The organism is Duganella sp. BJB1802 (genome assembly GCF_013369445.1).
GTDB lineage: Bacteria > Pseudomonadota > Gammaproteobacteria > Burkholderiales > Burkholderiaceae_D > Rugamonas > Rugamonas vulcania_A.
In genome coordinates, this window is sequence record NZ_JABWEF010000005.1 from 105775 (window position 1) to 118670 (window position 12896).

12 protein-coding genes are annotated in these 12896 nt (G+C 65.3%); 10 read left to right on the forward strand and 2 right to left on the reverse strand.

Features of this window, described 5'->3' with window-relative positions:
* Window position 1: 1 nt before the first annotated feature.
* From HUX88_RS10060 to HUX88_RS10100, 9 genes are all read left to right on the forward strand, one after another.
* Window positions 2-946, forward strand: coding sequence for a triacylglycerol lipase (locus HUX88_RS10060; RefSeq protein ID WP_176361677.1), 945 nt, complete (start codon window positions 2-4; stop codon window positions 944-946).
* A 73-nt stretch (window positions 947-1019) separates the two neighbouring features.
* Entirely contained in the window at window positions 1020-2504 is a 1485-nt protein-coding gene (locus HUX88_RS10065) for a PAS domain S-box protein (protein ID WP_176361678.1), read from the forward strand.
* A gap of 16 nt (window positions 2505-2520) precedes the next feature.
* Entirely contained in the window at window positions 2521-6177 is a 3657-nt protein-coding gene (locus HUX88_RS10070) for an EAL domain-containing protein (protein WP_176361679.1), read from the forward strand.
* A gap of 72 nt (window positions 6178-6249) precedes the next feature.
* Window positions 6250-8145 carry a S9 family peptidase gene (locus HUX88_RS10075; RefSeq protein WP_217916282.1) on the forward strand — a complete coding sequence of 632 codons (1896 nt, stop codon included), beginning with the start codon at window positions 6250-6252 and terminating at the stop codon, window positions 8143-8145.
* Window positions 8146-8213: 68 nt separating this feature from the next.
* Window positions 8214-8954, forward strand: coding sequence for an ABC transporter substrate-binding protein (locus HUX88_RS10080; protein ID WP_229213311.1), 741 nt, complete (start codon window positions 8214-8216; stop codon window positions 8952-8954).
* Between the two features lie 63 nt (window positions 8955-9017).
* Window positions 9018-9428: a phasin family protein gene (locus tag HUX88_RS10085; protein ID WP_176361681.1), complete on the forward strand. Its 411-nt coding sequence runs from the start codon at window positions 9018-9020 to the stop codon at window positions 9426-9428.
* A 144-nt stretch (window positions 9429-9572) separates the two neighbouring features.
* A complete protein-coding gene (locus tag HUX88_RS10090) occupies window positions 9573-10238 on the forward strand; it encodes a TetR/AcrR family transcriptional regulator (RefSeq protein WP_008446927.1) in 666 nt (221 codons plus the stop codon).
* A gap of 17 nt (window positions 10239-10255) precedes the next feature.
* A complete protein-coding gene (locus HUX88_RS10095) occupies window positions 10256-11038 on the forward strand; it encodes a hypothetical protein (protein WP_176361682.1) in 783 nt (260 codons plus the stop codon).
* A complete protein-coding gene (locus HUX88_RS10100; RefSeq protein WP_176361683.1) occupies window positions 11038-11574 on the forward strand; it encodes a TIGR00730 family Rossman fold protein in 537 nt (178 codons plus the stop codon). Before HUX88_RS10095 ends, HUX88_RS10100 begins: the two co-directional genes overlap by 1 nt.
* A gap of 4 nt (window positions 11575-11578) precedes the next feature.
* On the opposite strand, the gene HUX88_RS10105 is transcribed toward HUX88_RS10100, so the two are convergent.
* Entirely contained in the window at window positions 11579-12097 is a 519-nt protein-coding gene (locus HUX88_RS10105; RefSeq protein ID WP_117009689.1) for a M48 family metallopeptidase, read from the reverse strand.
* Between the two features lie 79 nt (window positions 12098-12176).
* Here HUX88_RS10105 and HUX88_RS10110 point away from each other — a divergent pair, with 79 nt between their 5' ends.
* Window positions 12177-12527, forward strand: a complete 351-nt coding sequence (locus tag HUX88_RS10110) for a VOC family protein (RefSeq protein WP_117009690.1) — start codon at window positions 12177-12179, stop codon at window positions 12525-12527.
* On the opposite strand, the gene HUX88_RS10115 is transcribed toward HUX88_RS10110, so the two are convergent.
* Window positions 12524-12889: a cupin domain-containing protein gene (locus tag HUX88_RS10115; protein ID WP_176361684.1), complete on the reverse strand. Its 366-nt coding sequence runs from the start codon at window positions 12887-12889 to the stop codon at window positions 12524-12526. The genes HUX88_RS10110 and HUX88_RS10115 overlap by 4 nt on opposite strands.
* Window positions 12890-12896 lie beyond the last annotated feature (7 nt).

Here is a 12896-nt window from a genome sequence, read left to right on the forward strand (position 1 = left end):
CATGATCAAACGCTGGATTATCCTGCTGCTGCTGGTGCAGGCCGGCGCCGCGCTGGCGCTGGCGGCCGGCTTGCATCTGGTGTGGCGGCCGGCGTGGGAAGCGCCGCTCAACGCGCCGCTGACGGCGCTGGCCTACGGCGCGCTCGGCTTGGCCTGCGTGCTGCTGGTGCGGATGGCGCTGTCGGCCAACAACTTCCTGCTCAGCTCGCGCGCGGGCAAGGGCGCGGCCACGCCGGCCGGCCACGCGCTCAACCCGGCCCGCGCCGCCGGCCTGTTCCTGCACGAATTCCGCGCCTCGATGCTGGCCTCCAGCTTCGACATGCTGCGTCCGCTCGGCATGCAACTGCAGCCGCAGGCGCGCGGCCTGCCGGTGCTGCTGATCCACGGCTACGCCTGCAACAGCGGCTACTGGCGCCCGCTGAGCGCGCGGCTGGCGCGCGCCGGCATCAGCCACTACGGCATCGACCTGGAACCGCCGGGCGCGTCCATCGACGCCTACGTGCCGCAGGTGCAGGCCGCCATCGAGCGGCTGTGCGCGGAGACTGGCAGCAAGCAAGTCATCATCGTCGGCCACAGCATGGGCGGGCTGGTGGCGCGCGCCTGGCTGCGCCGCCACGGCGCGGACGCGGTGGCGCGCGTGATCACGCTGGGCACGCCGCACCACGGCACCGCGCTGGCCCATCTGGGGCCGGGCGGCAACGCGGTGCAGATGCGCTACCGCAGCGAGTGGCTGGCGGCGCTGGCGGCGTCCGAGGCAAATCCGCAACGCGGGCTGATCAGCTCCATCTACTCTGTCCACGACAACATCGTGGCGCCGCAGGATTCCGGCGCGCTGCCGGGCGCGCGCAACCTGGAGTTCGGGGCGATCGGCCATGTGGCGCTGGGCCGCCATCCGGCCATCCTGCGCTGTACGATGGAGGAAATCGTAACTGCCGCCCGTTTGTGATTTTGTGTGAATTTTGCCGTGGCCGCTTACTGTATGTTTATTGTTATGTAACGGCAGACTACAAGGCGACACAATGGATATCGACTTTGGCACGCTGATCCTCAATGAAACGCCGGACGCCGTGGTGCTGACCTCGCTGGAGGGCGAGGTGGTCTGCTGGACCAACGGCGCGCGGGCGATGTTCGGCTACAGCAGCGACGAGGCGGTGGGATGCCGCCTGGCCGACTTGATCGTGCCGTCCGGCCTGGACGGCGACGAGGGCGACGTGGTGCGCGAGACCCTGCGCAGCGGCGCCTCCAACTACGAATCGATGCGCCACGCCAAGGACGGCACGCTGGTCTACATCGACAGCTCGTCCAAGCTGCTGCGCGACGCCGGAGGCCGGCCCGAGTACATTTTGTGGACTAAAAAAGACGTCACCGCGCTCAAGGTGCTGCGCGACGCCAAGCTGGTGCAGGCGCGCTTCGGCGGCCTGCTGGAGTCGCTGCCGGACGCCATCGTGCTGGCCAACGCCGGCGGCCGCGTGGTGCTGGTCAACGAGCAGGCCGAGGCGCTGTTCGGCTACCCGCGCGGCGCCATGCGCGGCATGGCGCTCGAGCAGCTGATGCCGGCGCGCTTCCGCCACGGCCATGTGCGCTACCGGCGCGACTTCCACGCGCAGCCGGTGGTGCGCCCGATGGGCGGCGGCCGCGAGCTGTACGGCCTGCGCAGCGACGGCGTGGAATTCCCGGTCGAGATCAGCCTGAGCCCGATCCTCACGGAGGAGGGCACGCTGGTGATGAGCGCGATCCGCGACACCAGCGAGCGCCGGCGGATCGAGCGTTCGTTGCAGGAAAAGAACGCCGAACTGGCGCGCGCCAACGCCGCCAAGGACCGGTTTTTGAACGGCATGTCGCATGAATTGCGCACGCCGCTGAACGCGATCATCGGTTTTACGGGTACTATGTTGATGAAGTTGCCTGGGCCCATTAATGACGATCAGGAAAAACAACTACGCACGGTGCAACACAGCGCCCGCCATCTGTTATCCTTGATCAACGACCTGCTGGAGCTGACCCAGATCGAGACCGGCGGCCTGAAGCTGGACATGGCGCCGCTGCCGTGCCGCCAGCTGATCGACGAGGTGTTGTTGCTGTTTAGGCCGCAGGCCCAGCACAAGGGGCTGGCCCTGGATTTCGTCGGCGTGCCCGACGAACTGGTGGTGATGGCCGACCGCCGCGCGCTGCAACAGATACTGATGAATTTGCTCCACAACGCGCTCAAGTTCACCGACCGGGGCGCGGTCACGGTGCGGCTGGAGCAGGGCGTGCGTCACGAGCGTCCCTGCGCCATGATCAGCATCAGCGACACCGGCATCGGCATCGCCGACGAGGACCGGGCCACGCTGTTCCAGGCCTTCTCGCAGCTGGAGGCCGGCAAGTTGCGGGAACTGGAGGGAACCGGGCTGGGCTTGCATCTGAGCCAGCGCCTGGCCGCCATGCTGCATGGCGAAATTTTGTTTGACAGCACATCCGGCGCCGGGAGTTGTTTCACTCTGGCGCTGCCGCTGGAACGATGAACAAGGGGAGCCCAACGTGTCGGCACGCATCCTGATCATAGAAGACAATGCCACCAACATGGAGTTGATGGTGTACCTGCTGCGCGCGTTCGGCTACGAGCCGCTGTCGGCCGCCGACGGCGAGGCCGGGGTGGCGGCGGCGCGCCGCGAGCTGCCGGACCTGATCATCTGCGACGTCCACCTGCCCAAGCTGGACGGCTACGGCGTGGTGGCCGCGCTCAAGGCCGACCCGGCGCTGCGCCACATCCCGACCCTGGCCGTGACCGCGCTGGCGATGGCGGGCGACCGCGAGAAACTGCTGGAGGCCGGCTTCGACGGCTACATCGGCAAGCCGGTCGAGCCCGACACCTTCGTGACGCAGATCGAGTCTTTCTTGAGCGGGGCCGTGTCGCCCCCGGCTAAAAGCGACACCGCCACCATCCTGATCGTCGACGACCACGTGCTGAACCGCGAGTTCCTGATGACCCTGCTGGGCTACGGCGGCCACCGGCTGCTGGAGGCCGCCAACGGCGCCGAGGGCCTGACCATGGTGCGCGCCGAGAAGCCGGACCTGGTGATCTCCGACATCCTGATGCCCAACATGGACGGCTACGAGTTCGTCACCCGCCTGCACAGCGACCCGCAGACGGCCGACGTGCCGGTGATCTTCTACACCGCCACCTATCGCGAGCGCGAGGCGATGGCGGTGGCGCAGTCGTGCGGCGTGCGCTGGGTGCTGCCCAAGCCTTCCGATCCGGAAGTGATCCTGCGCACCGTGCACGAGGCGCTGGGCCTGGCCGCGGTGGAGGAGCGCGAGCCGCTGCCGGCGTTCGCGCCGGAGCCGCCGCAGGAGGGGCGCTTCCACAACATCGACGACAAGGTGGCCGAGTACCTGGGCGAGCTGGAGTCGAGCAGCCAGCAGCTGTCGCAGTTCGCCCACGAGACCGAGGAGCGGGCGCCGGAAAACCTGACCCGCATGACGCAGCGCCTGACCAGCTCGCTCTCCAGCCTGCAGGCGGTGAGCCTGCGGCTGACCGCGCTGATCGAGCTGGGCATCGAGCTGGGCGCCGAGCGCGACCCCGGCGCGCTGGTGGAGATCGGCTGCCGGGTGGCGCAGAACATCTGCGTCTCCAAGTACGCCTGCATCGGCGTGCTGCAGGCCGACGCGGCCGAGCTGTCGTATTTCGCCAGCTGCGGCGCCGGCGTGCCGGGCCGGCAGATCGCGCAGGCGCCGCGCGCCGGCGTGCTGCGCGGCCTGCTCGAGCAGCGCCAGGCCTGCCGCATCAACGACCTCGACGGCGACCCGGCCGCCATCGGCCTGCCGGCCAGCCATCCGCCGGTGCACTCCTTCCTGGGCGTGCCGATCGCCTCGCGCGAGCGCGTGCACGGCTGGCTCTACCTGGTCGACAAGCTGGGCGCGGACGGCTTCTCCGAGGTCGACGAGCGGGTCGCCGCCACGGTGGCGGCGCAGATCTCGGTGGCCTACGAGAACCTGCTGCTGTACGACGAGATCAAGCGCCACCACGCGCAGCTGACCCTGGACATGAACGCCCGCATCCGGCTGGACGAGGACCTGCGCCGCTTCCGCCTGGCGATGGACGCCACCGCCGACGCCATCTTCCTGGTCGACCGCGCCGGCATGTGCTTTGTCGACGTCAACGTCACCGCCTGCCGCATGCTGGGCTACGAGCGCGAGGACTTCCTCAAGGTCGGCCCCGGCAAGCCGGCCGACGCCGAGCTGAACCGGCTCGAGGAGCTGTACGAGAAACTGCTGTCGGGCGACCAGAGCGGCGCCATGACCGAGCTGCTGCTGTACCGCAAGGACGGCTCGCCGCTGTCGGTCGAGGTGCAGCGGCGCACGCTGCGTTCCGGCCCCAGCTGGATCCTGGTGGCGGTGGCGCGCGACATCACCGAACGCAAGGAGGCCGAGCAGCGCCTGCTCAAGCTGGCCCACTTCGACACGCTGACCGGCCTGCCCAACCGCAGCCAGTTCTACGATTCGCTGAGCCACTCGCTGCGCCAGGCCAACGACCACAAGTGGTCGCTGGCGGTGCTGTTCCTGGACGTCGACCGCTTCAAGAACGTCAACGACACGCTGGGCCACACCATCGGCGACGAGCTGCTGCGGCAGTTCTCCAGCCGGCTGGTGGACTGCCTGCGGGTGCGCGACACCATCGGCCGCTTCGGCGGCGACGAGTTCGCCGCCATCCTGATGCTGCCCGAGGGCGCGCAGAACGCCATCGCCGTGGTCGACAAGATCCGCGAATCGATGCGCCAGCCGTTCGACCTGAAGGGCCACGAGGTGACGGTCACGGCCAGCATCGGCATCTCGGTCTACCCGGACGACGGCGCCGACCCGGACACGCTGATCCAGTACGCCGACACCGCCATGTACCGCGCCAAGGAGGCCGGGCGCGACGCCTTCCGCTTCTTCACCGCGGAGATGAACGCGCAATCGCTGGCGCGGCTGGACCTGGAGAACGCGCTGCGGCGCGCCATCGACAACGAGGAGTTCGTGCTGCACTTCCAGCCCAAGGTGCACATCGGCACCGGCCGCATCAGCGGCGCCGAGGCGCTGATCCGCTGGAAGCGGCCCGGCCACGGCATGGTGTCGCCGGCGCTGTTCATCCCCATCCTCGAGGAGACCGGGCTGATCGTGCGGGTCGGCACCTGGGTGCTGCACGAGGCCTGCCGCAAGATCGCGCTGTGGGGCAAGTCGGGCGTGGGCGCGGTGCATTTGTCGGTCAACGTCTCGGGCATCCAGTTCTTCGTCGGCGGGCTGGAGGAGGAGGTGCTCAAGGCCATCAAGAAGCACGACATCGCGCCCGAGCTGCTGGAGCTGGAGCTGACCGAGAGCTCGCTGATGTCCAACGCCGAAGAGACCATCACCGTGCTGCAGAACCTGAAGGCGCTGGGCATCCAGATCTCGATCGACGACTTCGGCACCGGCTATTCCTCGCTGGCCTATTTGAAGCGCTTCCCGATCGACAAGCTCAAGATCGACATCGCCTTCGTGCGCGAGGTGACCAGCAACCCGGACGACGCCGCCATCGTGCTGGCCATCATCAACATGGCGCACAGCATGAAGCTGGAGGTGATCGCCGAGGGCGTGGAGAAGGACGCGCAACTGGCCTACCTGCGCCGCCACGGCTGCGACGAGATGCAGGGCTATTACTTCAGCCGTCCGCTGCCGGAGGAGGAGTTCGAGCAGATGCTGCGCGAGGGCCGCTTCCTGCAGACGCCGGCCGAGGAAAACGTGGTCGAGCAGCAGACCTTGCTGATCGTCGACGACGACGCCTTCATGCTCGACGTGCTGACCGATTTCCTGTCGCAGGACGGCTACCGCATCCTGACCGCGCAGACCGCGGCCGAGGGCTTCGACGTGCTGGCGCAGAACCGGGTGCAGGTAATCCTGTGCGACCAGTGCATGCCTTTGATGAGCGGCACCGAGTTCATGGAGCGGGTCAAGAACCTGGCGCCGGACACCTTCCGCATCATGCTGTCGGCCTACGCCGACCTGACGCCCATCATGGCCGCCATCAACCACGGTGCCATCGACCGCTTCTACACCAAGCCGTGGAAGGGCGCGGTGCTGCGCGAGAACATCCGCGAAGGCTTCCGCCTGCACGCCCAGGTGCATGGCGGCCCGCCGCTGCGGGCGGCGCAGCAGGTGGTCGAGGACGTCAAGGAATAGTGCCTCGGAAAAATCCATTCCCTCTGGTGTTTTCTGCCACAATGCCGTATTGATAACTTCGGTGAGGTGTGCATGAAGGGAATGTCGGCTGCGATACTGGCGTTGTTGGTGGCGTCGCGCGCTGCGCTGGGCGGGCAGTTGACGGTCGAGCAGGCGGTCGAGCCGTTGTCGACCTATGCGCTCAGCTTGTCGCCGGATGGCAAGCACATCGCCGGCATCGGCTACAACATCAACAACAGCGGCCTGATTCTTTACGATACCGCGACTTTAACCCCGCGCATGATCTACGAGGGCAAGCAGGTCGAGGAAGGGTATTGGAGTTTTCAAAAGGCGCCGCTTGCCGTCACCTGGGTCGATAACGACCTGCTGGCGGTGGATTACGGCATCAAGGCCGAATCGATACGTCTGGATGGAACGAAGGTGGCAGACCTGGGTGAGAAGGTCATCGGCAGGGCCGAGCGTGGCAACACTCCATCGCCGAATATGCTGGTGTACACCGACAGGGAAGACGGCGACGTCGGACTGGTCAACGCGCGCACCGGCGCCATGAGGAAATTCAGCTACCCGAGCGGCAAGGCCATCAAATGGGCCTTCGACAAGCGCGGTGAACTGCGCGCGGTAACACTGGTCAACTCGGCCTTCTGGAAAGACGTCTCCAAGGTCTCCAACTGGTACAAGCCTTCGGCCGGCGCCGAATGGGAAAAGCTGGCGGAGTTTTCCATTACCGAGGACTACTGGGTGCCGCTGTACGTGCCCGACGAAGCCGACGCGCTGGTGGTCTCCTCGCGCTCCGGCCGCGACACCTACGCCATTCATGCCTACGACACCAAGCATCGCGCGCTGGGCGAATTGATGGCGGGCCATCCAACGGTGGACATCGTCGGCGTCAGCGGCATAGACCAGGCCTCCTTCGAACAGGTCTCGACACGCGGCATGAAACCGCAGCAAATCTGGTTTGATCCGGACTGGGACGCGGTCCAGCGGGCGGTCGACCAGGCGCTGCCCAAGCGGTTCAACCAGATCAGTGGAAATCCCAAGGGCAATGTGCTGGTGAGCTCCACCAGCGATGTGGATCCGGGTTCATGGTATCTGCTGGATGTCGCCAGCGGGGAGCTGCGCCTGATCTGCGTGACCAGGCCGAAACTGGCCGGCGTCGATATGCGGCCGATGGAAATATTCAAATACGCCGCCGCCGATGGCTTGAGCATTCCAGCCTTCCTGACCAAGCCTTCGGACAAGCCGGGCGCCATGCCATTGGTGGTGCTGATACACGGCGGACCCACGGCCCGCGACTACTGGGGGTGGAACGAGGAGGTGCAGATCCTCGCGGCGCATGGGTATGCCGTGTTCCAGCCGCAATTCCGTGGCTCCAGCGGTTTTGGCCGGCGGTTCGAGGAGGCCGGGTTTGGCCAATGGGGTTTGTCCATGCAGGACGATATCACCGCCGGGGTGGAGTACCTGATCAAGCAAGGCATCGCCGATCCCAAGCGCGTCTGCATCGCCGGCGCCAGCTACGGCGGCTATGCGGCGTTGTGGGGGCTGGTGAAGACGCCGGACCTGTATCGGTGCGGGGTCAGCTTCGCCGGCGTCTCCGATATCGAATTCATGTTCCATGATCGCTCGGACAGGACCGGAAACAAGGTGGCGCGGGAATTCATGTTGGCACGCATCGGCGACGCCCGTTCGAACAAGGAGCGGTTCGATGACGTCTCGCCGCTCAAGCACGCCGACCGTATCAAGGCGCCGGTCCTGATCATGCATGGCAAGGAGGACGTCCGGGTGCCCATCGCACACGCGGAGAAAATGAAGGATGCGCTCGAAGCGCAGCACAAAACGGTGCAATGGCTGAGCTTTGAGAAGGAAGGTCACGGTTTGTATTATGTGGATAACGAGATCGCTTATTACAAAACGCTGCTGGAGTTCCTCGACAAGTACATCGGTCCGGCAAGCGTCGCCGCCGCGCCATAGTTTTCTCAAGCAAAGTGGCTTAATATCGGCCTTGTCGATGGTTGAGTTCGAGGTTGGCGATGCGCGTGATGTCCAGTTTGTCCATATTGCTGCTGTGCGCCGGCCTGGCGTCGGCCGCGCCGGACGCGCCCGCGCTGAAGATCTACGGCATGGACAGCCAGCCGATCAGCTATGCCGACGCCGGCCAGCCGGCCGGGCTGGCGGTCGAACTGGCGCACCGCATCCAGGACAAGCTGGGCCGCCACGACGCCATCGACATCGTGCCGTGGATGCGGGCGCAGTCGCTGGCCGAGGCCGGCCCCAACGTGCTGCTGCTGACCGTGGTCCGCACTCCGGAGCGCGAGCGCCAGATGCAGTTCGTCGGGCCGATCTTCACGTCGCGCCTGGTGGCCTACGCCGTCAAGGGCCGGCTGGCCGAGCTGCGGCGCCACGATCCCGGCCTGTACCGGCTGCACGCCGGCGCGCGGCGCGGCAGCATCTTCGCCAACACGGCGCGCGGCCTGGGCTTCAACCTGACCGACGAAACCAATACCTCCGAGATCGCCGCCAAAATGCTGATGAGCCGCCGCTTCGACCTGTGGTTCGACGGCGAGGAGCTGATGCCCGGCGCCATGGAGCGGGCCGGACATCGCCCCGATGAAGTCGAGGTGGCGCTGCGGCTGGGCACGGCCGAGGTGTATTTCGCCTTTTCCAACGGCACGTCGAAGGAGCTGGTCGAGGCCTGGGCCGGCGCGCTGCGCGAGCTCAAGCGCGATGGCAGCCTGCAGAAAATCCAGCACAAGTGGCTGGCGTTTCTTCCCGAGCATTAGAAAACCTTCTCTAGTTTTGCCGACTACAATAAAATATCGGCAATGCAAATTCGGGAAGTTCACATGGCAAAGAAGTTGAAGCGGCATGACGATCAGCAAACGGCTGAAGTGGTCCGCATGTCGTCGCAGGAAATCTGGCAGGCGGGCTTGAGCGCCTTCGCCAAGGCGCAGGAAGAAGAGGGCAAGTTCTTTTCCATGCAGCTGTTCGAGGAACGCGTGCTGCGCGCGCTCAGCTCGATCGGCGTGCCGACCGCCGAGGAGGTCGAGGCGTTGACCCAGCGCGTCGACGAGCTGAGCCGCCAGGTGATCGCGCTGGGCGGTGCGCCGGCCCCCGCCAAAAAGCCCGCCGCAGCCAAGGCGGTAGCCAAGGCCCCGGCCAAGCCGGCCGCCAAGCCGGCCGCCAAAAAATCGGCCGCCGTCCCGGCCAAGGCCAAGCCCGCCGCGCGCGCACGCGCCAAAACCGCCGCGAAATAGCCGCAGAATAGACGCCGTTGGATGGGCAATCGCCGCATCTTTCGGCATTGAGCCGGCATATGCGCGTAAAAGCACGTGCGGATGTTTCTAAGATAGTGACATCGGTGTTATGCTTGCAGGAGAATAAACAGAGGTTTCCTTGCTATGCTACAAAAAGCACCCCGCCGTACCCGCGAACGCATACTCGAACTGTCGCTGCGCTTGTTTAATGAATTCGGCGAGCCGAACATCACCACCACGGTGATCGCCGAGGAGATGAACATCTCGCCGGGGAATCTGTACTACCATTTCCGTAACAAGGACGACATCGTCAACTCGATCTTCGTGCAGTTCGAGGCTGAGATCGAGCGCATCCTGACCGTGCCCAACGGGCGCCGCTCCAACATCGAGGACGTGTGGCTGTACCTGCACCTGATGTTCGAACTGATCTGGCGCTACCGCTTCTTCTACCGCGACCTCAACGACCTGCTGTCGCGCAACCGCAAGCTGGAGCTGCACTTCAAGCAGATCCTGGCGCACAAGATTAAGGTCGCCAAGCAGCTGTGCGAAGACCTGCGCAGCGAAAAATCGCTGGAAGCCTCCGACACCGCCATCGACGCCATGGCCACCAACATGGTGGTGGTGGCGACCTATTGGCTGTCGTACGAGTACGTGCGCAATCCGCGCAAGTACAGCGAGCAGCAGTCGATGGCCGACGCGCTGGCGCGCGGCTGCTACCAGGTGCTGTCGCAGATCGGGCCGTATCTGCGCAATGAAACCAGTTTGCTGTTCCAGAAACTGTCCGAAGAATACCTGAAGAAGCTCAAGTAAAGCTGACGGAGACTGTCATGGCGTGGAACCTCTTTCCGTATCCCGACCCCGCATACCAGTACACGCCCGCCAGCCTCGAGGCGGCCTGGCCGTTGCTGCACAGCGGCGACCAGGAACCATTCCCGACCCACCCGCTGCTGGTGCAGGCGTGGATCGCCTTCCATGCCGGCGAGTTCGAACGGGCCGCGCGGCTGGGGCTGGATGTCGGCGTGAACGGCTACTCGGTGGCGCACAAGGCCATCTGCATCTACGCGCACTATCTGGAGCGCAGCCCGCAGAAAAAGCTCGCCACCTTCGAATGCGTGGCCGAGCGCTGCGAGCGGCAGCAGCTGGAGCAGCCGGGCAATTCGTCCGGCTTTTACTGGCACGCGTATGCGCTGGGCCAGTATTCGCAAGGCATCTCGGTGGTCAAGGCGCTGGCGCAGGGCCTGGGCGCCAAGGTGCGCAACAGCCTGGACACGGCGATCCGCCTGACGCCGCAGCGCGCCGACGCGCATATCGCGCTGGGCGTGTATCACGCCGAGATCCTCGACAAGGTGGGCGCCATGATCGGCGGCCTGACCTACGGCGTGAAAAAGGAAGAATGTTATAAACAGTTTCAGATCGCGCTGTCGCTGACGCCGGAGTCGGCGATCGCCCGCGTCCGCTATGCGCGCGCGATGCTGATGTTGGAAGGTAAAAAGAAGCAGGCCGAAGCGATCAGCCTGTGCGAAGAGGCCGCCCGCTGTCCCATCCGCGATGCGATGGAACGGCTCGATTCGGACGCGGCGAAACGAGAACTGGAAGAGGAAAAACTGTAGTGAAAGCAATCTGCGTGTATTGCGGCGCCAACGCCGGTGTGAATCCTGTGTACGCCGAGGCGGCCCGCGCGCTGGGCCGTGCCCTGGTGGAGAACAACCTGTCGCTGGTCTACGGCGGCGGCAAGGTGGGCTTGATGGGCGTGATCGCCGACGAGGTGCTGCGCCTGGGCGGCGAGGTGACGGGCGTGATCCCGACCGCGCTGGTGGAGCGCGAAGTGGGCCATACCGGCTTGACGCGCCAGTTCATCGTCAAGGACATGCACGAGCGCAAAGCCATGATGGCCAAGCTGGCCGACGGCTTCATCGCCATGCCGGGCGGCATGGGCACGCTGGAGGAATTGTTCGAGATGCTGACCTGGTCGCAGCTGGGCATCCACGCCAAGCCGATCGGGCTGCTGAACGTGGACGGCTTTTACGACGGCCTGACCGGCTTCATCGAGCATGCCAGCGCGCAGGGTTTCATCCGTCCGCAACATGCGGCGCTGATGATGTCCGCGCCGGACGCGCCAGGCCTGCTGCAACTGCTGAGGGGCTGAGGGCTCAGGCCGGCGAACTCCACAGCCGCTTGCCCGACTGATCCAGCTCGGTGAGGTAGAGCCGCAGGTCGAACTCGTACTGGTGGTAGTTCGGCTCCATGTACGTGCACAGCTTGTAGAAGGCCTTGTCGTGCTGCTTCTCTTTGATGTGCGCCAGCTCGTGCACGGCGATCATGCGCAGGAATTCGATCGGCACTTCCTTGAACAGCGTCGCCACACGGATCTCGTGCTTGGCCTTGAGCTTGCCGCCCTGGACGCGCGAGATCGACGTGTGCAAGCCCAGCGCGTGATTGATCACGTGGATCTTGCTGTCGTACTCGACCTTGTTGATCGGCTCGGCGTTGCGCAAATGTTCATTTTTCAAATCCTGCACGTACTGGTACAGTGCCTTGTCGGTGCGCAGCTCGTGCGCCTTGCTGTAGCGCTGGAGCAGCACTTCGCCCAGGCGGTTCTGGGCCAGGAGCTGCGACACCTGCTGCTGGGTTTGTTCGGAATAGGCGCTGAGGTACTTCAGGGAGGACATGTCGTGGCACGGCTGGAAAGAATCGAGGCGTGAATGTACCACAGCCGGCGGTCATCCCCATCAATGGAAGGAGTGAAACATGCGGGTGACACGAATGGTAACCAACATCGCCACGGCGGACACCGAGGCGGCCAAGGCATTTTATGGCGACGTGCTGGGCCTGTCGGTGGTGATGGACCACGGCTGGATCGTGACGCTGGCGGGCGAGGGCGAGGCCATGCCGCAGATCAGCTTTGCGTCCGAGGGCGGTTCGGGCACGCCGGTGCCGGACCTGTCGATCGAGGTCGACGACTTGGACGAGGCCCACCGGCGCCTGGTCGCCGCGCGCGTCCCGCTGGAGTACGGCCCGGTCAGCGAGCCGTGGGGCGTGCGGCGCTTATTTGTGCGCGATCCGTTCGGACGGTTGCTCAACATCCTGTCGCACGGTTAGCCGAGCTGCTGCGCGATGGAGCGGGTTTTCTCGGTGACCGTGTCGCCGGTGTGCAGCGTGGCTTTCTTTTCGATCAGCATGAGCAGGCATTCCTGTTCCGCCACCGGGTTGTGGCGCACGCCTTTCGGCACGACGTAGGCCTGCCCCTCGGACAGTTCGATCGCGCCGTCTTCCATCTCGATGCGCAGCCGGCCCTTGAGGATGAAGAAGAGTTCGTCCTCGGCGTCGTGGCTGTGCCAGGTCAGCGACCCGAGCACCTTGGCGACCTTGATGTAGTTGTCGTCAAGGTCGCCGATCACGCGCGGGGACCAGTGTTCGGACAGCGCGGCTGCGCTGGCGGCGGGGGAGAGGGCTTGCTTCATGGCGGTT

Excerpts from the sequence above, each read along its gene's own strand:
- HUX88_RS10060 (WP_176361677.1), top strand. The coding sequence starts at position 2 with ATGATCAAACGCTGGATTATCCTGCTGCTGCTGGTGCAGGCCGGCGCC.
- HUX88_RS10065 (WP_176361678.1), top strand. The coding sequence starts at position 1,020 with ATGGATATCGACTTTGGCACGCTGATCCTCAATGAAACGCCGGACGCC.
- HUX88_RS10075 (WP_217916282.1), top strand. The coding sequence starts at position 6,250 with ATGAAGGGAATGTCGGCTGCGATACTGGCGTTGTTGGTGGCGTCGCGC.
- HUX88_RS10080 (WP_229213311.1), top strand. The coding sequence starts at position 8,214 with ATGTCCAGTTTGTCCATATTGCTGCTGTGCGCCGGCCTGGCGTCGGCC.
- HUX88_RS10085 (WP_176361681.1), top strand. The coding sequence starts at position 9,018 with ATGGCAAAGAAGTTGAAGCGGCATGACGATCAGCAAACGGCTGAAGTG.
- HUX88_RS10090 (WP_008446927.1), top strand. The coding sequence starts at position 9,573 with ATGCTACAAAAAGCACCCCGCCGTACCCGCGAACGCATACTCGAACTG.
- HUX88_RS10095 (WP_176361682.1), top strand. The coding sequence starts at position 10,256 with ATGGCGTGGAACCTCTTTCCGTATCCCGACCCCGCATACCAGTACACG.
- HUX88_RS10105 (WP_117009689.1), bottom strand. The coding sequence starts at position 12,097 with ATGTCCTCCCTGAAGTACCTCAGCGCCTATTCCGAACAAACCCAGCAG.
- HUX88_RS10110 (WP_117009690.1), top strand. The coding sequence starts at position 12,177 with ATGCGGGTGACACGAATGGTAACCAACATCGCCACGGCGGACACCGAG.
- HUX88_RS10115 (WP_176361684.1), bottom strand. The coding sequence starts at position 12,889 with ATGAAGCAAGCCCTCTCCCCCGCCGCCAGCGCAGCCGCGCTGTCCGAA.